This is a genomic window from Nitrosomonas sp. H1_AOB3 (assembly GCF_015709435.1).
Lineage (GTDB): Bacteria > Pseudomonadota > Gammaproteobacteria > Burkholderiales > Nitrosomonadaceae > Nitrosomonas > Nitrosomonas europaea.
Genome location: NZ_CP054389.1, coordinates 2,275,628 through 2,300,259, shown reverse-complemented (window position 1 = coordinate 2,300,259; position 24,632 = coordinate 2,275,628). Strand labels below are relative to the sequence as shown.

General features: G+C 49.7%; 17 protein-coding genes, 2 tRNA genes, 3 rRNA genes and 1 riboswitch. Of the genes, 15 read left to right on the top strand and 7 right to left on the bottom strand.

What is annotated here, in order from left to right:
* Positions 1–12: 12 nt before the first annotated feature.
* A complete protein-coding gene (locus HRU73_RS10800; RefSeq protein WP_287398698.1) occupies positions 13–669 on the bottom strand; it encodes a protein-L-isoaspartate O-methyltransferase family protein in 657 nt (218 codons plus the stop codon).
* Positions 670–738: 69 nt separating this feature from the next.
* Positions 739–846, top strand: a riboswitch (TPP riboswitch).
* A 31-nt stretch (positions 847–877) separates the two neighbouring features.
* Between HRU73_RS10800 and thiC the strand changes: the two genes are divergently transcribed.
* Both thiC and HRU73_RS10790 read left to right on the top strand, forming a co-directional pair.
* Complete coding sequence (gene thiC, locus HRU73_RS10795; protein ID WP_287398697.1) at positions 878–2,776, top strand: phosphomethylpyrimidine synthase ThiC; 1,899 nt, start codon at positions 878–880, stop codon at positions 2,774–2,776.
* Positions 2,777–2,823: 47 nt separating this feature from the next.
* Positions 2,824–3,645 (top strand): undecaprenyl-diphosphate phosphatase, encoded by an 822-nt coding sequence (locus HRU73_RS10790; RefSeq protein ID WP_276678796.1) that lies wholly within the window; start codon positions 2,824–2,826, stop codon positions 3,643–3,645.
* On the opposite strand, the gene HRU73_RS10785 is transcribed toward HRU73_RS10790, so the two are convergent.
* From HRU73_RS10785 to HRU73_RS10775, 3 genes are all read right to left on the bottom strand, one after another.
* Complete coding sequence (locus HRU73_RS10785; RefSeq protein WP_287398696.1) at positions 3,646–4,098, bottom strand: rhodanese-like domain-containing protein; 453 nt, start codon at positions 4,096–4,098, stop codon at positions 3,646–3,648.
* An 81-nt stretch (positions 4,099–4,179) separates the two neighbouring features.
* Complete coding sequence (locus HRU73_RS10780) at positions 4,180–4,671, bottom strand: peptidylprolyl isomerase (protein WP_287398695.1); 492 nt, start codon at positions 4,669–4,671, stop codon at positions 4,180–4,182.
* An 18-nt stretch (positions 4,672–4,689) separates the two neighbouring features.
* Positions 4,690–5,331 (bottom strand): peptidylprolyl isomerase, encoded by a 642-nt coding sequence (locus HRU73_RS10775; RefSeq protein WP_287398694.1) that lies wholly within the window; start codon positions 5,329–5,331, stop codon positions 4,690–4,692.
* A 128-nt stretch (positions 5,332–5,459) separates the two neighbouring features.
* Between HRU73_RS10775 and cysS the strand changes: the two genes are divergently transcribed.
* The gene (gene cysS, locus HRU73_RS10770) at positions 5,460–6,857 is read left to right on the top strand and encodes a cysteine--tRNA ligase (RefSeq protein ID WP_287398693.1); all 1,398 of its coding nucleotides are present in this window, start codon (positions 5,460–5,462) and stop codon (positions 6,855–6,857) included.
* Positions 6,858–6,869: 12 nt separating this feature from the next.
* Here cysS and HRU73_RS10765 read toward each other — a convergent pair whose 3' ends face one another.
* From HRU73_RS10765 to motA, 3 genes are read right to left on the bottom strand one after another with little or no spacing between them, the layout of a single operon-like run.
* Positions 6,870–7,655: a class I SAM-dependent methyltransferase gene (locus HRU73_RS10765; protein ID WP_287398692.1), complete on the bottom strand. Its 786-nt coding sequence runs from the start codon at positions 7,653–7,655 to the stop codon at positions 6,870–6,872.
* 5 nt (positions 7,656–7,660) lie between these two features.
* Positions 7,661–8,584: a flagellar motor protein MotB gene (gene motB / locus HRU73_RS10760; protein ID WP_011110697.1), complete on the bottom strand. Its 924-nt coding sequence runs from the start codon at positions 8,582–8,584 to the stop codon at positions 7,661–7,663.
* Positions 8,585–8,623: 39 nt separating this feature from the next.
* Entirely contained in the window at positions 8,624–9,484 is an 861-nt protein-coding gene (gene motA / locus HRU73_RS10755; RefSeq protein WP_011110698.1) for a flagellar motor stator protein MotA, read from the bottom strand.
* 196 nt (positions 9,485–9,680) lie between these two features.
* Here motA and HRU73_RS10750 point away from each other — a divergent pair, with 196 nt between their 5' ends.
* From HRU73_RS10750 to rrf, 12 genes are all read left to right on the top strand, one after another.
* Entirely contained in the window at positions 9,681–10,262 is a 582-nt protein-coding gene (locus HRU73_RS10750; RefSeq protein WP_287398691.1) for a guanine deaminase, read from the top strand.
* A gap of 301 nt (positions 10,263–10,563) precedes the next feature.
* Positions 10,564–11,352 (top strand): aldolase, encoded by a 789-nt coding sequence (locus HRU73_RS10745; protein ID WP_276678784.1) that lies wholly within the window; start codon positions 10,564–10,566, stop codon positions 11,350–11,352.
* Entirely contained in the window at positions 11,352–15,041 is a 3,690-nt protein-coding gene (locus HRU73_RS10740; protein WP_287398690.1) for a PAS domain-containing hybrid sensor histidine kinase/response regulator family protein, read from the top strand. Before HRU73_RS10745 ends, HRU73_RS10740 begins: the two co-directional genes overlap by 1 nt.
* Positions 15,038–16,231: an ADP-forming succinate--CoA ligase subunit beta gene (gene sucC / locus HRU73_RS10735; protein ID WP_287398689.1), complete on the top strand. Its 1,194-nt coding sequence runs from the start codon at positions 15,038–15,040 to the stop codon at positions 16,229–16,231. The genes HRU73_RS10740 and sucC overlap by 4 nt, the downstream gene beginning before the upstream one ends.
* A gap of 2 nt (positions 16,232–16,233) precedes the next feature.
* Entirely contained in the window at positions 16,234–17,109 is an 876-nt protein-coding gene (sucD, locus tag HRU73_RS10730; RefSeq protein WP_287398688.1) for a succinate--CoA ligase subunit alpha, read from the top strand.
* Between the two features lie 37 nt (positions 17,110–17,146).
* Positions 17,147–17,476 (top strand): P-loop NTPase family protein, encoded by a 330-nt coding sequence (locus HRU73_RS10725; RefSeq protein ID WP_287398687.1) that lies wholly within the window; start codon positions 17,147–17,149, stop codon positions 17,474–17,476.
* An 18-nt stretch (positions 17,477–17,494) separates the two neighbouring features.
* On the top strand, positions 17,495–18,922 hold the full coding sequence (gene dacB / locus HRU73_RS10720) for a D-alanyl-D-alanine carboxypeptidase/D-alanyl-D-alanine endopeptidase (RefSeq protein ID WP_287398686.1): 1,428 nt from the start codon (positions 17,495–17,497) through the stop codon (positions 18,920–18,922).
* A 467-nt stretch (positions 18,923–19,389) separates the two neighbouring features.
* A 16S ribosomal RNA gene (locus HRU73_RS10715) occupies positions 19,390–20,927 on the top strand.
* Positions 20,928–21,022: 95 nt separating this feature from the next.
* A tRNA-Ile gene (locus HRU73_RS10710) sits at positions 21,023–21,099 on the top strand.
* Positions 21,100–21,102: 3 nt separating this feature from the next.
* A tRNA-Ala gene (locus tag HRU73_RS10705) sits at positions 21,103–21,178 on the top strand.
* Between the two features lie 154 nt (positions 21,179–21,332).
* Positions 21,333–24,216 (top strand): 23S ribosomal RNA (locus HRU73_RS10700).
* Positions 24,217–24,288: 72 nt separating this feature from the next.
* Positions 24,289–24,401 (top strand): 5S ribosomal RNA (gene rrf, locus HRU73_RS10695).
* Together the 16S, 23S and 5S rRNA genes with 2 tRNA genes alongside form the textbook arrangement of a ribosomal RNA operon.
* Positions 24,402–24,632 lie beyond the last annotated feature (231 nt).

The window sequence follows — 24,632 nt, the reverse complement described above, 5'->3', positions numbered from 1 at the left end:
ACAGATGAGATTTCAAAAGTGAAAGCTCTCACGCTGAAGCGCATTTCTGAAGGGTGCGGTACAAGTCTCGAACAGGCATGTCGAACTGTAATTACCGGGCGAGGTACAGGTTATCAGCGTCGCCTCCATGACGGGTTCTTCACCAATGATGGCAAACAATCGACCTCCCGGTGCCAGATTTTGCTGAAATGCCTCTGGTAAAACGGGGGTGGAGGCAGTCAGAACGATGACGTCATAAGGTCCGTGACCGGGCCATCCACGAGCGGCATCTCCCAGCTCAAGGGTGACATTGGTAATGTCGTGCGTCTGCAGATTGATGTGCGCCATGGTATGAAGTTCGGGCACGATTTCTACACTGAAGACATGAGCCCCGAGTTTGGACAGCAATGCAGTCATGTAACCTGTTCCGGTGCCAACCTCAAGGATTTTGTCAGTTTTTCTGATATGCAGTTCCTGCAGAATCCGTGCTTCCATTTTGGGTGTTAACATAACGGCACCATGCTCCAGCGGGATCTCCATATCCACGAATGCCATGAAACGATAAGCGGCAGGTACGAATTCTTCACGTTTGACCTGATACAGCAAATCGAGAATGTCCTGATTCAGTACATTCCAGGTTCTGATCTGTTGTTCTACCATGTTGAAGCGGGTTTGTTCGAGGTTCACCATAAATCTTATAACTCTGTTATCGATGAAAGAATCGGGCTTGCAATTATTCCATATTTACTTTAGCTTGGCAGCTGTGGCTAGGGGTCCGCATTTGCAGTTTTCTGCAAATGCCGGTGAGAGAGTCCCTTAATACCTGATGCGGATAACGCCGCCGGAGGGAAGCCAGGAGTCACTCTCCTGCTCCTTGCGGCACTTTGAGGAGCATAGCATGAAAACGCCCGTTTCTAAGCTGGAAAAATTCACCAATGACAATGCCCGGGTAGATATGGCAGCAGTACAGCCATTGCCCAATTCACGCAAGATTTATATTCAGGGTTCGCGTGCCGATATCCAGGTGCCAATGCGCGAAATCACCCAATCTGACACTGCTACCGGACGGGGAGCAGAAAAAAACCCGCCAATCTATGTCTATGATACTTCCGGCCCCTATACTGATCCTGACACTCGCATAGATATACGCCATGGCTTGCCTCCTTTGCGCGAAAAATGGATTGATGAACGCGGGGATACCGAAATTCTCACCGGACTGTCCTCGAGTTACAGTCTGAAAAGGCTGCAGGATCCCGCTCTGACGAAGATGCGCTTCAATCTGATGCGTCCGGTTCGGCATGCCAGGAATGGCGCCAATGTCACCCAGATGCACTATGCCAGACGCGGCATCATCACGCCGGAGATGGAATTTATCGCACTCCGGGAAAATCAGCGCAGAGAGCGTGTTGCTGATCTGGCAAGTAATGAGTTGTTGAACCGGCAGCATCCCGGACAGAGTTTCGGTGCAATAATTCAGGAGTGGATCACGCCAGAATTCGTTCGTGATGAAGTAGCATGCGGACGTGCCATCATTCCCGCCAATATCAATCACCCGGAAACGGAGCCAATGATCATCGGTCGCAATTTTCTGGTCAAGATCAATGCCAATATCGGTAATTCCGCGCTGGGTTCCAGCATTCAGGATGAGGTGGAGAAAATGACCTGGGCGATCCGCTGGGGAGGGGATACGGTCATGGATCTGTCCACCGGAAAAAATATTCATGAGACACGCGAGTGGATTATTCGCAACAGTCCGGTTCCGATTGGAACCGTGCCCATTTATCAGGCACTGGAAAAAGTGGATGGCAAAGCGGAAGAGCTGACTTGGGAAATTTTTCGCGATACGTTGATCGAGCAGGCAGAACAGGGAGTGGATTACTTTACGATTCATGCCGGAGTGCGCCTGCCTTTCATTCCGATGACAGCCAAGCGGATGACCGGTATCGTTTCGCGTGGTGGCTCCATCATGGCCAAATGGTGCCTGGCGCACCATCAGGAAAGCTTCCTGTATACACATTTTGAAGATATCTGCGAAATCATGAAGGCCTATGATGTCAGCTTTTCTCTGGGTGATGGATTACGCCCCGGTTCGATTTACGACGCTAACGATGAAGCACAGTTTGCCGAGCTGAAAACATTGGGTGAATTAACCGAAATTGCCTGGAAGCATGATGTGCAGGTGATGATTGAAGGGCCCGGTCATGTGCCTATGCACCTGATCCGGGAAAATATGGATCTGCAGCTCAAATATTGTCACGAGGCACCTTTTTATACCTTGGGGCCGCTCACGACCGATATTGCTCCCGGTTACGACCACATTACCTCGGCAATCGGTGCTGCCATGATTGGCTGGTATGGCACGGCCATGCTGTGTTACGTCACGCCTAAAGAGCATCTTGGTTTGCCGGACAAGGATGATGTCAAGGATGGAATCATTACCTATAAAATCGCCGCACATGCCGCCGATCTGGCCAAAGGCCATCCTGGTGCGCAAGTTCGGGATAACGCGCTCTCCAAGGCGCGCTTCGAGTTTCGTTGGAATGATCAGTTCAATCTGAGCCTCGATCCTGACAAAGCCAGGGAATTTCACGATGAAACATTGCCGCAGGAAGGTGCCAAACTCGCCCATTTCTGCTCGATGTGCGGGCCTAATTTCTGTTCGATGAAAATTACCCAGGATGTGCGTGACTATGCTGCGCAACAGGGAATCTCCGAGACTGTAGCGTTACAGGAAGGTATGGCCAGGAAAGCAAATGAATTCATTGAGAAGGGTGGGGAGCTTTACAGCAAACAATGATCATTTTCCACAGTTTCATTTGCTTGAACCCTGTTCACTAGACAACGATGGATTGGCTGATTCTCCTCAAAGCGCTGCTGCTTGGTATTGTCGAAGGATTGACCGAGTTTTTACCAATTTCATCTACCGGTCACTTGATACTGGCTGGAGATTTACTCAATTTCAATGATGACAAAGCCAAAGTTTTTACTGTGGCTATACAACTGGGTGCAATTCTCGCCGTTTGCTGGGAATATCGGGAGCGCCTGGTAAACATCATCCGAAATCTGGGTGCCCGGCAGGCGAATCGTTTCGTAATGAACCTGTTTATTGCTTTTTTACCGGCAGCAATATTGGGTTTGCTGTTTATCAAAACGATAAAACACTATCTGTTTCACCCGATGCCGGTTGCCATTGCATTGGTTACCGGCGGAATTCTGATCCTGTGGGCAGAGCGACGGGAACACAGGATAGAGGCTGAAACAGTGGACGATATGAGCTGGAAACAGGCACTGCAGGTGGGTTGTGCACAATGCTTGGCGCTGATCCCCGGCACTTCCCGGTCGGGTGCGACGATTATCGGTGGGCTGCTTTTTGGTCTGTCACGCAAGGCAGCGGCAGAATTTTCTTTTTTTCTGGCAATTCCGGTTATGTTTGCTGCAACTTTTTACGATGTCTACAAACACCGGGAATTTTTGTATATCGATGATCTGGGGATGTTTGCAACGGGGTCTGTTGCTGCTTTTATCAGTGCGCTGATAGCGATACGTGGGTTCATACGCTATATCAGTCATCACGATTTCACCCTGTTTGCCTGGTACCGGATCGGTTTTGGTCTGATCGTATTGCTTACCGCTTATTCCGGTCTGGTTGACTGGTCTGTCGACTGATCAGCTCTGAATCCATGGTAATCCGGCAGCTTTCCAGCCGGATTGTTGTCCGCGATGACCGCTTTCATCCTTATCGCCTTCAAAACCTTCCAGAATGTTGTAGCAGTCAGTAAAACCATTCTGACTCATAAGGGCCGCCGCCTGACTGGATCGACTACCACTGCGGCAGATGAACAGCAGCACCGCATCATCTGCAATCTGACTGGTGAGCTGATCCAGAAAGCCGGAATTGGGTTGCATTCCCGGGTAAGTCAGCAACTCCACTTCGATTGCTTTGGGAACACGTCCTACCCAATCCAGTTCGGCACGACACCGCACATCCACGATTTTGGCTTCCGGAAGGGCTTGTAGGACAGCATGTGCTTCAGACGGTAGCAGTGCGCCTTTGTAGGGTACTCCCATATCCTCTGCCCGTTCCCGGGCAGTTTCCAGAATTTGATCGATATCCTTCATATTTCAACGAAATCCTTATCTATAAAAACAAACCAGACTACCGTTTCTTACGCCAGACAGGATATTTATCAGAGCCCTGACTCACACTCTCTCTGCTTTCTGAATGATGACATCTTCCAGCGGAACATCCTGATGTCCGGCATGACGACCGGTTTTTACTTTTTTGATCGTGTCGATCACTTCCTTGCCTTCGACAACTCTGCCGAACACACAATAACCAAAACCCTGTGGCGTCATATTGGTGTGATTCAAAAAGTGGTTGTTGGCAACGTTGATGAAAAATTGTGCCGTGGCAGAATGTACATCGGAAGTACGTGCCATGGCGATGGTGTAGGCTTCATTACCGGAACCCAGTGCAGCCTCATTCTGAATGGGTGCCAGAGTCGATTTTTCTTTCATTCCGGACGAATAGCCGCCGCCTTGGATCATAAAACCGTCGATTACGCGGTGAAACAGGGTATTTTCGTAATGTCCGCTATCGACATAACGCAAAAAATTTTCGACAGTGATCGGTGTTTTGTCGCTGTCGAGTTCCAAAGTAATGACGCCATGATTAGTATGTATTTTGACCATTCTGGTTTTTTCCTGAGTTTATGGATTTTCGGGGTTGATTGCAGCCGGGAGCAGTTTGATACTTTCGATGATGATCATTTTCCGAGGGACATCACTGCTAAAAGGCCCGTTTGCGCCGGTTGGTGAACTGGCAATGTTACTGACCACATCCATGCCGCTGGTGACTTTGCCGAAGACAGTGTAGCCATATCCTTGCAGGGTGGGGGCGGTATAGTCAAGAAAATGATTGTTTGCAACATTGATAAAAAATTGTGATGAAGCAGAATGCGGATCTTGGGTGCGCGCCATCGCAATGGTGCCAATGGTGTTCTTAAGCCCGTTGGCGGCTTCATTTTCAACTGGCTGCCGGGTCGGTTTCTGGGTGTAATTCTGATCGAATCCTCCCCCCTGAACCATGAAACCGGCAATGACACGATGAAAAATCGTGCCGGTATAGTAGTCATCCTTGACGTAATTCAGAAAATTTTCGACTGTTTTAGGCGACTGATCGGGATACAGTTCCACCTGTATTGCACCGAGATTGGTTTTGATTTCGACCTTTGGATTGGCCGCAAAAGCCGAGGTTGCCGATATCATCAGACACAGAATAAAGAAAAGACCGGTGGAGGTGATCGATTTCATCGGGCGGGCAGTCTGTCGCTCAAAGAGGAAGGTTTTCATTATGTTATACTCGCACGGTTTTGCCCTTGTTTTTCTCGGGGCGGGTTGTTGTTGAAGGACAAGCCCCTGATTTTACCAACAAAATAAACACCTCTACAATCCAACCTTCTCTTTCGTACATTCTTCCGATGCTTAAAATTTACGATACGCTTACCCGTTCCAGGCGTGAATTTATCCCTCTTACGCCCGGTGAAGTCAGAATGTATGTGTGTGGCATGACTGTCTATGATTATTGTCACCTGGGGCATGCTCGTGTACTCGTTGTGTTTGACAGCGTTGTTCGCTGGTTGCAAACACTCGGTTACAAGGTAATTTATGTACGCAATATTACCGATGTCGATGACAAGATTATCCGCCGGGCATTGGAAAATCATGAACCTTTCAACGCGCTGACTGCCCGTTACATTCAGGCAATGGAAGAAGATGCAATGGCCCTTGGCGTAATCAGCCCTTCTTTCGAGCCGCGTGCAACCGAGTATGTTGACAGCATGATTGCAATGATCGAATCCTTGTTGAACAGGGGGCTGGCCTACGTAGCCAGTAATGGAGATGTGTTTTACGATGTGCGGCGTTTTCCTGGTTATGGCAAGCTTTCCGGGAAATCACTCGATGATCTGCGTGCTGGTGAGCGTGTGGAAATCGATACCAATAAGCGAGATCCACTGGATTTTGTGTTATGGAAAGCCGCTAAACCCGATGAACCCAGTTGGGATTCACCGTGGGGCAAGGGGCGTCCGGGCTGGCATATCGAATGTTCAGCCATGAGCGAACATTATCTGGGCGATCAGTTTGACATCCATGGAGGTGGGCAGGATCTGCAATTCCCGCATCACGAAAATGAAATTGCCCAGAGTGAAGGTGTACATGGTCATTCCCATGTGAATTACTGGATGCACAATGGTTTTGTGCGGGTGGACAATGAAAAAATGTCCAAATCACTGGGTAATTTTTTCACTGTGCGAGAAGTGCTGACTCGCTACCAGCCTGAAGTGGTTCGTTTTTTCATTGTACGTGCGCACTATCGCAGCCCGCTCAACTATTCGGATGCCCACCTCAACGATGCCAGAAGTGCGTTGGAACGCCTTTACACCGTGTTGAAGAATCATGCACCATCCCAGGATTCTGAGGTAGCCACTGCTGTGATCGACTGGGAAAATAATGTTTATGCCCGACGTTTCATGTCAGCAATGAATGATGATTTCAATACTCCGGAAGCGGTTGCCGTGCTGTTCGATCTGGCAAGCGAAGCAAACCGGACGGGTGATTCGCATTACGCCAGCTTGCTCAAGGCTTTGGGCGGAGTACTGGGCCTGTTACAGCAACCACCGCAGCAATATCTGCAATACCCTGCTCATCTGCAGGATGGCCAGTATTCCGTGGAAGAGATTGAGAATATGATCCAGCAGCGTTTGCAGGCACGCAAAGAAAGGAATTTTGCGCAGGCAGACACACTGCGCCAGCAACTGGCGGAAGCTGGCATCATTCTGGAAGATAGTCCGCAAGGAACGACCTGGCGGCGAGAGTGATGCTGTGTTGCATCAAGCTATTCGCCAGATATAAAGCACAGTACTACTGAAATCATCCAGCCGGATACACCGGTCAGGTTTGATACCCGGAACTGTAAAGGTATTACTGATAAAAAGACTGCCGAGGCGCATTTCGCGGCGTGCTTTCTCCCATAACCGGGGCATTGGTACAGGAGAAAGGTAAGCATAAACCACATCGTATCCGGACAGATCATGTTGCCAGATACTTTCCCATTTAAACTGGCAATCCTGTTTGGACAACAAGGCTCTCAGCTTACTGATCCAGCAGGGCAGTACGGCAGTTTCAATCCCGTGGTAACTGCCATGGGGTAACATCCGTGCCAGTTTGCATACCAGCCCGCCACAACCTGAACCCAGATCGATCAGTTTGAACTGGCAATCCTGCGGCAATAGCCTGGCCAGTGCGTCAACCGCTTCTCCGCTGGACAGAAAAAGCGGTACCCGGGTGCGATGTATTCTGCCGAAAACCAGCAGCAGCGTGATAAAACCAGCCAGATACCAGTAAGCAGGTAAATTGAGTACCAGGGTCGCCGATAGCAACGCCGGAAAAAAAAGCAAATGGATGGCTGTCCACCAGACCGGCATGTGAAGCAGGTAGTAACTTGCCAGTGCAGCAATCAACCCCTGCAACCAGACCGCATGTAACAGTGTGATCGGCCACGGCAGAGTCGTTCCCAGCAGGTACGTGGCCAGAATGCTGCCTGGCAGCACCACAAGAGTTTTTTTCAGCAGCGATTCCGAAGAGCTATGCTGGCAAGTTTCAGTGGAATACAGCATTGCGTTTACTGGATGATCTGGGAATCGACTTCTTCTTTACTGTGGATATCCACTTCACCCAGACTTTCACGGGTAATGGCATCCTCGGCTTTCTTGTTCATGACGATAATGCTGATCCGGCGGTTGAAGGGACTGAATGGATCCGCTTTATCGAACATCACTGCGGAAGACAACCCGACCACGCGCAACATCTTTTCCGGACTCATTCCGCCGGCAATCAGTTCACGCCGGGAAGCATTGGCACGATCTGCCGACAACTCCCAGTTGCTGTAACTTTTTTCACCAGTGGGATAAGGAGTGGCATCAGTATGCCCGGAAAGGCTGATTTTATTGCCGACATCATTCAGCATCTTGCCGATTTCATGCAGGATCATTTTGGTGTAAGACTGGAGTTCCGCTCTGCCCATGGAAAACATGGGACGGTTCTTTTCATCGACGATCTGGATACGCAGACCTTCCGAAGTAATGTCGAGCAGTAACTGGCTCTTGAATTTGTTGAGTGCCGGATTGCTGTTGATTGTATCTTCAATTCTGGCTTTGAGTTTTTCCAGTTGTTCGAGCTCGAAGCGATCCTGAAGTGCCTGCAGCGCATCCATGTCGATGGATCGCTTCAGATCATCGAAATCCGATCGCTTCATCTGGCCGATTTTTTTGCTGATATCATCTCCGCCACCTTTCACCACACTGGTGCTGTCGCCGCTGCCATCTCCTCCAAGCAATGCGACTTTCAGCGGTGTCTTGAAATATTCGGCAATACCTTCCTTATCACCTTGTGTCGTTGAGCCCAGCAGCCACATCAACAGAAAGAAAGCCATCATGGCCGTTACGAAGTCAGCATAGGCAATTTTCCAGGCGCCGCCATGATGCTGTCCCGCTATCTTCTTGATGCGTTTGATGATGATGGGTTTTTGTGAAATATCCTCAGCCATTTACGACCTCGTCAGAAAATACACTAGGAGTAAGCGGCATCATTTAGCCTTGCTTTGTTTGATGTGTTTTTCGAGCTCGGCGAAAGAAGGTCGCTCGGTAGAGAACAGTACTTTTCTGCCGAATTCGACTGCCAGCGCAGGTGCATAGCCATTGAGATTAGCCAGCAGGGTAACCTTGACGCACTCCAGCAATTTGCCGGATTCATGCAATCGCTGTTCCAGCCGATTTGCCAGTGGGCCGATAAAACCGTAGGCAAGCAAAATACCCAGAAATGTTCCAACCAGTGCCGCAGCAATCAGTTTACCCAACTCGGCTGGTGGAATTCCTACTGATTCCATGGTATGCACCACGCCCATCACCGCTGCCACGATTCCGAAAGCCGGGAGTGCATCCCCCATCTTGCTGATGACATGTACGGGCACCTCACCTTCCTGATGATGCGTTTCGATTTCACCATCCATCAGATTCTCGATTTCCAGCGGATTGAGATTGCCGCCCACCATCAGCCGTAAATAATCGGTGATGAATTCGGTGGCATGATGATCTGACAGGATTTTGGGGTATTTTCCGAACAACGGACTTTTACCGGGATCATCCACATCTGCTTCAATCGACATCAGCCCTTCCTTGCGGATTTTGCCGAGGATTTCATAAAGCAGCGTCATCAATTCCATATAAACGGACTTGGTATAGTTCGCATCCCTGAAAATATAAGGGAGTGCTTTGAAAGTGGCCTTGATTGCCTTGCCGGAGTTGCCGACAAAAAAAGCACCCACTGCGGCTCCCGCAATCATGATCAGTTCGACCGGCTGAAAAAGCGAACCCAGATGGCCACCTGCCATGGCAAATCCGCCAAACACCGAAACGATTACGACAACATATCCGATAGCTACCAGCATGACTGAAAAATCCCTTATAAATTTTCAGATTTTATCGGCTGCTGGCGGGCTGACTTTAGCTCGATCGTCCTGCCTGTCGATTGTGAAGCTTGTGTTGAATACTGGAGACAAAACGACTTTGTCTCAGGTGGAAACCAAGTGGCCAAACCAGATCAGCCATTACCCGTTCGGGTCAACAGTAGTGTAGAGTTACCTTATGAATGACGCATTGCACATCGGATTGCCTCCCTTCCTTGTACAGGCGAATAACGAGCCGCGCGTACTGGCTGCACCGGAAGCGCGCATGGGTTATGTACTTGAACTGGTGCGTGCCAACATTGCTGCGGATGGTGGGCCCTTTGCCGCCGCAGTGTTTGAACGCGACAGCGGTCTGCTGATCGCAGCCGGCACCAACCGGGTGGTGCCGGGCCGCTGTTCCGCCGCCCATGCAGAGATCCTCGCGTTATCGCTGGCGCAGGCAAAACTGGATACCCATGATCTGAGTGCCGATGGTCTGCCTGCCTGCGAACTGGTGACCAGCGCCGAGCCCTGCGTGATGTGCTTTGGTGCGGTGATCTGGTCCGGGGTACGCAGTCTGGTCTGTGCCGCACGCAGTGATGACGTCGAGGCAATAGGTTTCGATGAAGGCCCTCGGCCGGAAAACTGGATGGGTGGACTGGAAGCGCGCGGTATTACGGTTACGACCGGCTTGCTGCGAGATGCTGCCTGTGCACTGCTGCGTGAGTACAATGCCTGTAACGGCGTGATTTACAATGCACATTGCGGGGTGCACAAATGAAGATGTGGTACCCTCGGTCTGGAAAATATCATGGATAAGCTTATTGAAGAGGCAGTGGGATAAATTGTTGCACCTGCGCACGAGCAGTTTCAGTCAACTATCCTTCCATGTTCAGTACTCACTACCGGACATATCGATACCCGCGACTTCGCCATTCCTTACAGAGCACCACTGACTGCTGACCGTGACCTGAATTACTTCGATTTCTGTCATACATTGCTTGCAGCGACAGGAAAAATACGGAAAACTGTCGACCACGACAGTTAAAAGTTTTTCATGAAAAACAGGGAGATTCTGGTCTATGAGCGGTGAAACGTTTGATCTCGACAAGCAGCAGTTGATGGAACGCGAATTTGCTCAAATGGAAAGTAAACTGCCTGGTGCGGTTTATTCGATCCGTCAGAAAGTGGCTTTGACCTGTCGCATCCTGTTCGATAACGGCCATGATTCCGGTCTGGCCGGGCAGATTACCGCGCGCGGAGAAACGCCGGGCACGTTCCTGACGCAACGGCTGGGGTTTGGGTTTGATGAAATCAGCGCAGGGAATTTGTTGCTGGTCGATGAAGATTTGCAGGTGCTGGAAGGGGATGGTATGCCTAATCCTGCAAATCGCTTTCATTCTTGGGTTTATCGTGCACGTCCCGATGTGCACTGCATTATTCATACCCATGCACTGCATACGGCAGCGCTCAGCATGCTGGAAGAGCCGCTCGTTATTTCGCATATGGATAATTGTGTGTTGTATGACGATGTGGCTTTTTTGCCTAACTGGCCGGGGGTACCGGTGGGTAATGAAGAAGGTGAGCTGATAGCAGGTGCACTGGGTAATAAACGTGCGCTGTTGCTGGCTCATCACGGGCTGCTGGTCGCCTGCAGCAGCATTGAGGAAGCCTGTCTGATTGCGCTTGCATTTGAACGTACTGCACGCATGCAGTTACTCGCAAGTGCAGCCGGCAGGATTCAGCCGATCGAGCCGGTACTCGCGCGGGAAGCGCATGACTGGATTTTGCGTATGTCGCGCAGTGCGAGCGCCTTTGCCTATTACGCCAGGCGTACTCTGAAACAGTGTTCCGACTGTTTGCTGGAGTAATGATCCTCACATCACTTACTCAGCGGTTTGCCATCTGGTTTACGCTGGTGGCGTTATTGCCGATTGCACTGGTTGGCTATGGCTTGCTGCATATTTTTGAGGGTGAAATCCGCAAATCGGCCATTCAGCAGGTTTCATCGATTGCTGACAAAAAGGTCGAGCAGATTGATTCCTATCTGCGCGAGCGGATACTGGATGCAACTTTCATCCAGACAAGTGATACGACTCGCCAGGCAATAGATGAATTTTCACAGACATTCAGCCAGTCTGGTGTCGATTCTGAAACTTACCGTGCGCTGGATGCACGTCACCAGGCGCATTACGAACGCTACCTTGAAGGTACGGGTTACTACGACCTGTTCCTGATATCCCCAGATGGCTGGATTGTTTTTTCTGTCAGCCATGAATCTGATTTTGCTACCAGTCTGCTGACGGGCCCCTACCGGGATAGCGGGCTGGGACAGGTATTTCGCCAGACAAAGGAGACGCATCAGAGCAGTTTGTCCAGCTTTGAATACTATCCGCCATCGCATGGTGCGATCGCTGCATTTGTAGCCGTACCTATCATGATCGAGGGAAATTTCCACGGAGTACTGGCACTGCAGATCTACAGCGAACATATATTCGATGTGTTGACCAACAATGTAGGGTTGGGTGAAAGTGGCGAGACGGTTGTTACCTACATGGAAAACAAGCATTTGGCCCGGGTGATGGCCCCCTTGCGGGAAGATCCTGATGCTGCCTTGAAACGCACTATATCGCTGGACGAGCCACAGTTTTCACTGGCGATCAGAAACAGTTTGAGTGGAGAACACGGCGGAGGAGTAGTCACTGATTTCCACGGTAACCCGGTGATTGCAGCATGGCGATATTTGCCACGCGTGGATTGGGGGATGGTGGTGCAGATCGATACTGAAGAAGCATTTGCTTCAGTGATGCAGATGCGTGTCATGGGCCTAGCGGTGCTTGGCCTGACTTTTCTGATGGCGATTCTGGGGGCGCTGTTGTTCAACCGGCGGGTGGTGACGCCTCTCAAAAACCTCAATGAATGCGCGCAGGCGATTAATGCCGGGAATCTTCAGCATCACATCCCTGATGAAGGGTGGGACGAAATCGGACAGCTGGCCAGTGCTTTCAATATGATGACCGAGCGTCTGGGTATCAGTTACCGGCATCTGGAGGCGCGTGTGGCCGAGCGTACCGCCAGACTGGAACAGCTCAATGCCGAATTGGCGATCAAGGAAGAGGAAACCCGTTCGGTTGTTGAGCACATGGTGGACTGCGTGGTGACGACTGATGAGCGGGGGGTGATGCTCTCTGTGAATCCGGTCATGGAAAAGCTGTTCGGCTATACCGTGGAGGAAGCAATCGGACAGAATGTGGCAATTCTGGTACCGGAACCGGATCGCGATATGCATGAATACTATATGCAGCGATACTGTCATACCGGATATGGTCAGCAATACGTGGGCCGTCCGCAACAACCGGGTGGACATCATGTCGGGCTGGGGCGCGAAGTCGAAGGGGTACACAAGGATGGAACGCTTCTGCCGGTATATCTTGCAGTCAGCGAGTATTTCGTGGGTGATAAGCGGCATTTCACCGGAATTATGCGTGATATGCGCGAACATGTGAAAATCAGGCAGGATCTGGAACAGGCACGGCGTGATGCGGAACTGGCCAATCAGGCCAAATCCGCTTTTCTTGCCGCTATGAGCCATGAGATTCGTACGCCGATGAACGGTGTGATCGGCATGATCGATGTATTGAGCCAGACCAGTTTGAGCAGTTACCAGAAGGAAATGACCGATCTCATTCGGGAATCTGCTTTTGTGTTGCTCGAGATCATCGAAGATATTCTTGATTTTTCCAAGATCGAGGCCGGCAGGCTGGAAATTGAACAGAGGCCCATGTCTCTGGAGAAAGTGATAGAGCGTGCATGCGGGACGCTGACTCATATGGCTGCCAGCAAAGAGGTCGAGCTGATTCTGTTTGTAGATCCGGCTCTGCCGAAAAGTGTGTCGGGTGATGCATTACGCTTGCGACAGATATTGATCAACCTGATCAACAATGCCATCAAGTTTTCCGGTGGTATGTCACGACCGGGGCGCGTCACCGTAAAAGCTGTACCGGCAGATAGGGCTGATGGCAATACCGTGACTGTTTTGTTTCAGGTTATTGATAATGGTATCGGTATGGATGATGCTACCCGTGAACGCTTGTTCACGCCCTTTTCCCAGGGAGATACATCCACTACCAGACGCTTTGGCGGAACCGGCCTGGGTTTGACTATCTGCCGCCGGCTGGTTGAGCTGATGAAAGGCGATATTACTGTAGAGAGCCAGCCTGGCGAGGGTTCAACGTTTAAGGCGCGTATTCCATTCAGGATGATTCAGGGGGGGGCAATTCAGCAGGATGAGCCTGATGAAGTGGATCTCTCGGGATTGTCATGCATGGTGATGGGGAGTGAAGATGGATTGAGTTCCCAGCTGGCAACCTATCTGAAATACGCTGGTGCTGCAGTTGAACGTATAGCCGATTTGTCTGCCACACGTGAACGAATCGGACAGCTTCCGGCCGGTCAGTGGTTGCTGGTGGCGGATGCGAGTGACGGAGCGTTTCCCGTGGACGAATTACGTGCTGCATTTGGCGATCGACCTGACGCAAGTGTGGGCAGCCAACTCCAGTTTGTGATCGTCAGGCGGGGACGGCGTCATCGTGGCCGCATGGAAGAGGAAGGCGTTGTGACGCTTGATGGAAATGTGCTGTATCGCCGAATCTTTCTCCATGCAGTAGCGGTTGCGGCTGGCCGGGCGAAGCTGGAGGAAGATCAGACTGCTGCTGTGGAAGTTGTCAGTAAAGTAGTGCCTTTGTCACGGGAGGAGGCATTGCAGCAGGGCAGACTGATCCTGGTTGCTGAAGATAACGAGATCAACCAGAAAGTCATTCGTCAGCAGCTTACTTTGCTGGGGTTTGCTGCAGATATCGTCATCAACGGGCGTGAAGCATTGCAGAGTTGGAAAAATGGAGAGTATGCGCTGATACTGACTGATCTGCATATGCCGGAAATGGATGGATACCAGTTGACGCAATCGATTCGTTCCGAAAAAACTGGTCATTATCAAATTCCGATCATTGCGCTGACAGCAAATGCACTCAAGGGTGAGGCGGAAAAATGTCGTGCACTGGGAATGGATGATTATCTGAGTAAACCGGTGCAACTGGAGCAACTCAAGTCGGTACTGGAAAAATGGTTGCCAAGGTCGAAACAGGCGGAACGACAGGAAGAAAGAATCCTGCAACCTTCTGCCACGACTGGAAAAGTGGTGGTGGATATCGATGTACTCAAATCCCTGGTCGGGAGTGATCAGGCAGTCATCAACGAATTTCTGCAGGATTTTCTCCATGATACCCGCAAGATTGCCGAGCAATTGCATAGTGCGGTAACGGGTGACCAGGCAGATAAGGCGAAGTTTGTTGCACACAAGCTTAAATCTTCAGCGCGTTCGATTGGGGCACTGGCTTTGGGTGAGTGGTGTGCACAAATGGAGACGGCTGCGAAGGAAGGTGATGTGGAAAAACTGGTGGAGCTATTGCCAGGTTTTGAACAGGAGCTGACTCAAGTGGAGAGCTATATCAAAAAAGTATTGGCGCAGCCTGATATTGAGGCACAAAAGGATGAAATATGAAAATTCATGAATACCAGGCTAAAGCGATTCTCAGCCGTTACGGGGTGAGTGTGCCAGCCGGGATTGCCTGTTTCAGCGTGGAGGAAGCGGTATTGGCTGCCGAGAAGCTGGGTGGAGATAAATGGGTGGTCAAAGCACAGATTTATGCTGGCGGACGCGGTAAGGGCGGAGGGGTGAAGCTGGCAAAATCCATTGCGGAAGTCCGGCAGTTTGCTGAAGCCATGCTGTTTGCTCCGCTGGTAACGCACCAGACTGGCCCGCAAGGCCGGATCGTACACCGACTGTATATCGAACAGGGAGTCGACATCAGCCATGAGTATTACCTGGCACTGGTGGTAGATCGTACTTCACAGTGTGTGAGTTTGATCGCGAGTGATGCCGGGGGGATGGATATCGAACAGGTTGCAGCGGGTTCGCCGGAAAAAATACATAAAATTCAGGTCGATCCGCTTGCGGGATTGAATCTTCGGGATACTGAGAGAATCGTGCGTGAGATCAATTTGCCCGAATCGTGTCAGTCGGCTGCGATAACCATGCTGGATATCCTGTATCGGGCATTCGATGAAAATGATGCTTCGTTGCTCGAAATCAATCCGCTGATTGTCACGCCGGATGACCGTCTGATTGCACTGGATGCCAAAATGAATTTCGATGACAATGCCCTGTTTCGTCATCCTGAAATCGTTGCCTTGCGGGATCCGGATGAAGATGATCCGCTCGAGGCAGAAGCGTCGCAGCACGGGCTTTCTTATATTCCACTGGATGGCGATATTGCCTGTCTGGTCAACGGAGCCGGTCTGGCAATGGCCACCATGGACATCATTAAACTCTATGGCGGTAATCCAGCTAATTTTCTGGATGTGGGAGGGGGAGCAACCGTAGAGAAAGTGACCGAAGCATTCAAGCTGATGCTGAGAAACCCCGGTTTGCAGGCAATACTGGTCAATATTTTTGGCGGGATTATGCGTTGTGATGTGATTGCTGAAGGGGTGGTATCGGCAGCACGTGAGGTGAAACTGACTGTTCCATTGATTGTTCGACTGGAGGGGACCAACGTGGAGCTGGGAAAAAAGATTCTGGCAGATTCGGGATTAACGATCATTTCTGCCGGCAACATGGCTGATGCTGCCAGAAAAGCGGTTGATGCAGCTGCCCGACATTGTGCTGAAGCTGCAACCGGAGGAGTGTGATTATGGCAATTCTGATCGATCGTCATACACGCGTCATGACCCAGGGAATTACCGGTAAAACCGGACAGTTCCATACCCGCCAGTGTCGTGAGTATGCCTATGGCAGAGATTGTTTCGTGGCGGGAGTCAATCCCAAAAAGGCAGGAGAGGAGCTTGAGAGTATTCCGGTATTTGCAACGGTGGAAGAGGCAAAGCAGAAGACAGGTGCTACCGTATCAGTGATTTATGTACCTCCTGCTTATGCGTCTGCAGCAATCGATGAAGCGGTGGAAGCAGGACTGGATCTGGTGGTTTGTATTACTGAAGGTATTCCTGTTCGGGATATGTTGAGGACACGAGCCCGTATGCGTGGAAAAAAAACATTGTTGATCGGGCCCAATTGCCCGGGGATCATAACACCGGATGAATTGAAGATCGGTATCATGCCAGGCGTCATCCATCAGCAGGGCAGAATCGGAGTGGTCTCAAGATCAGGCACGTTGACTTATGAGGCAGTAGCCCAACTGAGTGAGCTGGGATTGGGGCAGTCTACCTGCATCGGTATCGGCGGTGATCCTATTAATGGCCTCAAACATATCGATGTCCTGAAGTTGTTCAATGAGGATGGTGAGACGGATGCAGTGCTGATGGTGGGTGAAATTGGTGGTACTGATGAAGAAGAATGCGCTCGCTGGGTCAAGGAGCACATGAAGAAGCCGGTGGTTGGTTTCATTGCTGGAGTAACAGCGCCTCCCGGTAAACGGATGGGGCATGCCGGTGCAATTATTGCTGGCGGCAAAGGGGCAGCACAGGAAAAAATCGAGGTGATGGAGGCATGTGGGATTCGTGTGACACGTAACCCGGCCGAAATGGGCAAGTTGCTGAAATCAGTGATATAGCGAGAGGTAAACAGAGTAAATGAAAAAGGAGCAAGAAATGCTGCGAGTTAATGTCGTCATGATAACGGTTGCTTTGCTGGCAGGTTGTACGATGGCTAAACGCCCGTTGCCTGGTCCCGCGCAACCGGCTCCGGATCCTGTCGTTCAGCAAAGACCAGCTGGTCCATTGCCTCCCAGTACACGGCCAGCCTACAACCTTGCCGGTTATCCCAAAGCAGCTCAGGAGGGGTATGTAGACGGCTGTGAGACAGCAAAACAGTCAGCTTACGGATTCAAGGATAAAAAGCGTTATGCTGCCGATACGCAGTATCAGATGGGCTGGAATGATGGGTTTTCCATCTGTCGCGGTAAACGCCAACAAAACTAAACTGCTTTGCCGGCTGTCATGAAAAGTTTTCTGAAAGTAGCGTGGTTATTGTGGGGTGTGTTGATTTTCCCGGCTTACGCCGTTGATCTGCCGGATACGGTCAGACAGGCGCTGAAAAAGGCAGGTATTCCCGAATCGGCCGTTGGTGTTTATGTGAGAGAAGTTGGCGCTGACCGGCCGCTGGTATCGGTCAATGCAGATGTCCCGATGAATCCGGCATCTGTCATGAAGATCGTAACGACGTATGCTGGGTTGGAAATGCTCGGGCCATCCTATACATGGCGCACTGAGATCTATGCAAACGGTAATCTGGAAAATGGCAGATTGCAAGGTGACTTGATTATCAAAGGGTATGGCGATCCTAGTCTCAATCTGGAAAATTTCTGGCTGTTACTGCGCCAGATTCGTCAGACCGGGTTGCGGGACATCAGCGGCGACTTGGTGCTGGATTACAGCTACTATGATCTCCCAGCAGAGGATCCAGGCGCTTTTGATGGTAAACGCTATAAAACTTATAACGTTGCTCCGGAAGCGTTGCTGGTGAATTATCGTACTTCGACGTTACATCTGTTTCCCGAACCACAGTATGGCAGAGTTCGAGTGACAGCTGATCCGGATGGCCAATTGCTGAATGTACAAAACCATCTCAGATTGACTCAGAAAAAATGTGGTGCTGGTGGAGTACGTGTGAATATTCGTGATGATGTTCCGCAACAAGGACATGTAACGGTAGCACTTGAAGGTGATTATTCGGCTCATTGCGGCCCGACTGTGTATTACCTGAGTTTACACGAGAGCACCGCGTATATTCATCAACTGTTTACTGGGTTGTGGAAACAACTGGGCGGTACATTCAGTGGCAGGGTACGACGTGGGATGGTACCAAAAACATTGCACCCAATCAGTGTTTATCAATCCCCGCCATTGGCTGAAGTTATTCGTGGCATAAATAAATTCAGTAATAACGTAGCAGCAAAACAATTGTTTTTGTCGCTGGGGGAAGCTCAATCAAAGGGTAACGGACTTGTTTCGCCAGATCTTGCTCGTGCCGGAATACGGCAGTGGCTGTTGTCAAAAAGCATGAGTTTTCCGGAGCTGGTGCTGGAAAATGGTTCGGGATTATCGCGTAAAGAGCGTATCAGTACTCGTCACTTGAATGATTTGCTGAATGCAGCTTATTTTGCACCAACGATGCCGGAGTTCATGGCTTCCCTGGCAGTAGTCGGAGTGGATGGTACGACTCGGAAACGTCTGAAGAAATCTGCTGTCGCCAGAAAAGCACATATCAAAACAGGTACTTTGAAAGATGTTTCAGCGATTGCCGGGTATGTGCTAAACCACAAAAGAAGGCGCTATGCAGTGGCATTTACGGTGAATCATCCGAAATCGGGTGAAGCAAGAGCAGCTATGGATGCGCTTCTGGAGTGGCTATATATAAAAATCTGAAGACGAAAACGGGAGCAAAATACTGAAATTACCAGGAAAGGGATTCGACAGCAATGTAATATCTGTCCCATAATTCCTCCTGTGTTGATAGTGAGTCATATACTAAACCATCACACAGCAGGACTAAACAGCTAATCACTACAGGAAACAAGATACAAGGTTCTTATGTCGGTAACGCAGCTGCGGGAAAAAGATTATGTATAGTTAAATCAGATGATTATAGATTTTTCTGGGCTGTAATAAAAAAATCTGTACAAAATTGCTTGACTCAGTTGGTTTGTTCTATATAATGCGCATCTCTATCGCGATGACACACAAGTCAAAGCAAAGTTCTTTAAAAACAAATAACCAATAAGTGTGGACGCTTGGCAATATAAATTGCAAAGCTCAGGTAAATCTGAGTAAAAAAGTTACAAACGTCTGCATTATTATCCGTAAAAAGATAAAAGCAAGATGGGAAAGAGATAAAACTGAAGAGTTTGATCCTGGCTCAGATTGAACGCTGGCGGCATGCTTTACACATGCAAGTCGAACGGCAGCGGGGGCTTCGGCCTGCCGGCGAGTGGCGAACGGGTGAGTAATACATCGGAACGTGTCCTTAAGTGGGGAATAACGCATCGAAAGATGTGCTAATACCGCATATCTCTGAGGAGAAAAGCAGGGGATCGAAAGACCTTGCGCTAAAGGAGCGGCCGATGTCTGATTAGCTAGTTGGTGGGGTAAAGGCTTACCAAGGCAACGATCAGTAGTTGGTCTGAGAGGACGGCCAACCACACTGGGACTGAGACACGGCCCAGACTCCTACGGGAGGCAGCAGTGGGGAATTTTGGACAATGGGCGAAAGCCTGATCCAGCCATGCCGCGTGAGTGAAGAAGGCCTTCGGGTTGTAAAGCTCTTTTAGTCGGAAAGAAAGAGTCGCAATGAATAATTGTGATTTATGACGGTACCGACAGAAAAAGCACCGGCTAACTACGTGCCAGCAGCCGCGGTAATACGTAGGGTGCGAGCGTTAATCGGAATTACTGGGCGTAAAGGGTGCGCAGGCGGTTTTGCAAGTCAGATGTGAAAGCCCCGGGCTTAACCTGGGAATTGCGTTTGAAACTACAAGGCTAGAGTGCAGCAGAGGGGAGTGGAATTCCATGTGTAGCAGTGAAATGCGTAGAGATGTGGAAGAACACCGATGGCGAAGGCAGCTCCCTGGGTTGACACTGACGCTCATGCACGAAAGCGTGGGGAGCAAACAGGATTAGATACCCTGGTAGTCCACGCCCTAAACGATGTCAACTGGTTGTCGGATCTAATTAAGGATTTGGTAACGTAGCTAACGCGTGAAGTTGACCGCCTGGGGAGTACGGTCGCAAGATTAAAACTCAAAGGAATTGACGGGGACCCGCACAAGCGGTGGATTATGTGGATTAATTCGATGCAACGCGAAAAACCTTACCTACCCTTGACATGCTTGGAATCTAATGGAGACATAAGAGTGCCCGAAAGGGAGCCAAGACACAGGTGCTGCATGGCTGTCGTCAGCTCGTGTCGTGAGATGTTGGGTTAAGTCCCGCAACGAGCGCAACCCTTGTCACTAATTGCTATCATTTTTAATGAGCACTTTAGTGAGACTGCCGGTGACAAACCGGAGGAAGGTGGGGATGACGTCAAGTCCTCATGGCCCTTATGGGTAGGGCTTCACACGTAATACAATGGCGTGTACAGAGGGTTGCCAACCCGCGAGGGGGAGCCAATCTCAGAAAGCACGTCGTAGTCCGGATCGGAGTCTGCAACTCGACTCCGTGAAGTCGGAATCGCTAGTAATCGCGGATCAGCATGTCGCGGTGAATACGTTCCCGGGTCTTGTACACACCGCCCGTCACACCATGGGAGTGGTTTTCACCAGAAGCAGGTAGCTTAACCGCAAGGAGGGCGCTTGCCACGGTGGGGGTCATGACTGGGGTGAAGTCGTAACAAGGTAGCCGTAGGGGAACCTGCGGCTGGATCACCTCCTTTCATAAATTATTGTCAAGTGTTCACACTTATTGGTTGTTTGTAATAAACAAGCATGAATTTGGGTTTAAGGGTGTAGGAAGTACTTGGACTCGAAAGGGTCTGTAGCTCAGTTGGTTAGAGCACACGCTTGATAAGCGTGGGGTCGGTGGTTCAAATCCACCCAGACCCACCACGAGGGGGTGTAGCTCAGCTGGGAGAGCACCTGCTTTGCAAGCAGGGGGTCATCGGTTCGATCCCGTTCACCTCCACCAATTAAACTGGTTAGACTCAAAAAATAAATTCAGCTTTTTGTTCTTTAAAAATAAAAATTGGGTAAGATTGTGTTTTATAAAGCATAATCTAAATCTATAGTATTGATAAATATAACAAGTTTTTATTTTTGTTATTAAGTTTTCAAGATTATAGGATCAAGTGAACAAGTGCATGTGGTGGATGCCTTGGCGATTACAGGCGATGAAGGACGTGGAAGCCTGCGAAAAGCTTCGGGGAGCTGGCAAACAAGCTTTGATCCGGAGATGTCCGAATGGGAAAACCCACCCGTAAGGGTAATCACTCCTGAATATATAGGGAGATGATGGCTAACCTGGAGAACTGAAACATCTAAGTAACCAGAGGAAAAGAAATCAACAGAGATTCCCAGAGTAGTGGCGAGCGAAATGGGATCAGCCTGCAGTTAATAATATTTAGACTAACCGAATTATCTGGAAAGTTAAACCGTAGCGGGTGATAGTCCCGTAGGTGAAAGCCTAAATATGGAACTAAGATTGCAATAAGTAGGGCGGGGCACGTGTAATCCTGTCTGAATATAGGGGGACCATCCTCTAAGGCTAAATACTCGTAATCGACCGATAGTGAACCAGTACCGTGAGGGAAAGGCGAAAAGAACCCCGGGAGGGGAGTGAAATAGATCCTGAAACCGCATGCATACAAACAGTGGGAGCCTTGAAAGAGGTGACTGCGTACCTTTTGTATAATGGGTCAGCGACTTACATTCAGTAGCGAGCTTAACCGATAGGGGAGGCGTAGTGAAAACGAGTCTTAATAGGGCGATAAGTTGCTGGGTGTAGACCCGAAACCAGATGATCTACTCATGGCCAGGATGAAAGGAGGGTAATGCCTCGTGGAGGTCCGAACCCACTAATGTTGAAAAATTAGGGGATGAGCTGTGGGTAGGGGTGAAAGGCTAAACAAATCTGGAAATAGCTGGTTCTCTCCGAAAACTATTTAGGTAGTGCCTCATATATCACCTTTGGGGGTAGAGCACTGTTATGGCTAGGGGATCGTCAAGATTTACCAAACCATTGCAAACTCCGAATACCAAAGAGTGCAAGTATGGGAGACAGACATCGGGTGCTAACGTTCGGTGTCGAAAGGGAAACAACCCAGACCTTCAGCTAAGGTCCCAAAGATACAGTTAAGTGGTAAACGAAGTGGGAAGGCATAGACAGTCAGGAAGTTGGCTTAGAAGCAGCCATCCTTTAAAGAAAGCGTAATAGCTCACTGATCGAGTCGTCCTGCGCGGAAGATGTAACGGGGCTAAACTGTACACCGAAGCTAAGGATTTGCAATTTATTGCAAGTGGTAGGAGAGCGTTCCGTAAGCCTGCGAAGGTAACTTGTGAAGGTTACTGGAGGTATCGGAAGTGCGAATGCTGACATGAGTAGCGATAAAGGAAGTGAAAAGCTTCCTCGCCGAAAACCCAAGGTTTCCTGTGCAACGTTCATCGGCGCAGGGTTAGTCGGTCCCTAAGGTGAGGTAGAAATACGTAGCTGATGGGAAACTGGTTAATATTCCAGTACCTTTATTTAATGCGATGTGGGGACGAAGAAGGCTAGCTTAGCCGGGTGTTGGATGTCCCGGTTGAAACAGGTAGACATGCTATTTAGGCAAATCCGGATAGCTTAGTCGAGATGTGATAACGAAACCTCTTTCGGGAGGCCAAGTAAGTAATGCCATGCTTCCAGGAAAAGCCGCTAAGCTTCAGTTAAATAAGACCGTACCGTAAACCGACACAGGTGGGTGGGATGAGAATTCTAAGGCGCTTGAGAGAACTCAGGAGAAGGAACTCGGCAAATTGACACCGTAACTTCGGGAGAAGGTGTGCCTCTGGTATGTGTAGTGCTATACGCATGAAGCAGAATGAGGTTGCAAAGAAATGGTGGCTGCGACTGTTTAATAAAAACACAGCACTCTGCAAACACGAAAGTGGACGTATAGGGTGTGACGCCTGCCCGGTGCCGGAAGGTTAAGTGATGGGGTGCAAGCTCTTGATCGAAGCCCCGGTAAACGGCGGCCGTAACTATAACGGTCCTAAGGTAGCGAAATTCCTTGTCGGGTAAGTTCCGACCTGCACGAATGGCGTAACGATGGCCACACTGTCTCCTCCTGAGACTCAGCGAAGTTGAAATGTTTGTGAAGATGCAATCTACCCGCGGCTAGACGGAAAGACCCCGTGCACCTTTACTGTAGCTTTACATTGGATTTTGATTATTCTTGTGTAGGATAGGTGGGAGGCTGTGATATATGCTCGCCAGAGTGTATGGAGCCAACCTTGAAATACCACCCTGGAATGATCGGAGTTCTAACCCAGATCCATTATCTGGATCGGGGACCGTGTATGGTAGGCAGTTTGACTGGGGCGGTCTCCTCCCAAAGAGTAACGGAGGAGTGCGAAGGTACGCTAGGTACGGTCGGAAATCGTGCTGATAGTGCAATGGCATAAGCGTGCTTAACTGCGAGACTGACAAGTCGAGCAGATGCGAAAGCAGGTCATAGTGATCCGGTGGTTCTGTATGGAAGGGCCATCGCTCAACGGATAAAAGGTACGCCGGGGATAACAGGCTGATTCCTCCCAAGAGTTCATATCGACGGGGGAGTTTGGCACCTCGATGTCGGCTCATCACATCCTGGGGCTGTAGTCGGTCCCAAGGGTATGGCTGTTCGCCATTTAAAGTGGTACGTGAGCTGGGTTTAAAACGTCGTGAGACAGTTTGGTCCCTATCTGCCGTGGGCGTTGGAAATTTGAGTGGGGCTGCTCCTAGTACGAGAGGACCGGAGTGGACGCACCTCTGGTGTACCGGTTATGACGCCAGTCGTATCGCCGGGTAGCTAAGTGCGGAAGAGATAACCGCTGAAAGCATCTAAGCGGGAAACTTGCCACAAGATTAGATTTCCCGGGAATTTAATTCCCCTAAAGGTTCGTTGAAGACTACAACGTTGATAGGTCGAATGTGTAAGCGTAGTAATACGTTAAGCTAATCGATACTAATTGACCGTGAGGCTTGATCCTATAATCTTGAAAATTGAATCAATGTATTGGCGAATTTAATATTTTGCCTAATGCCCAATTTTACCGTTTTTGCTTGGCGGCCATAGCGCTTTGGACCCACCTTTTCCCATCCCGAACAGAGAAGTGAAACGAAGCAGCGCCGATGATAGTGTGTTTCCACATGTGAAAGTAGGTCACCGCCAGGCTTCCTCTTATGTTAGTGTTTGTTTTTATCTGTGGTATTTCTTCCTTAATTTTCGTTTATGTAAAGTTAGGTGTTTTGTAAACACAATCTAACTTTTACCATTAAGGCTTCATGTACTTGTCCTTTATTCTATTGATTTTTTGAGTATTACCCTTCCCTTTTTCTCCTGCTATACATTTTATATATTATTTGATCTGTAAAAAATGCACCTGACACTGCCGTCAGATCATTT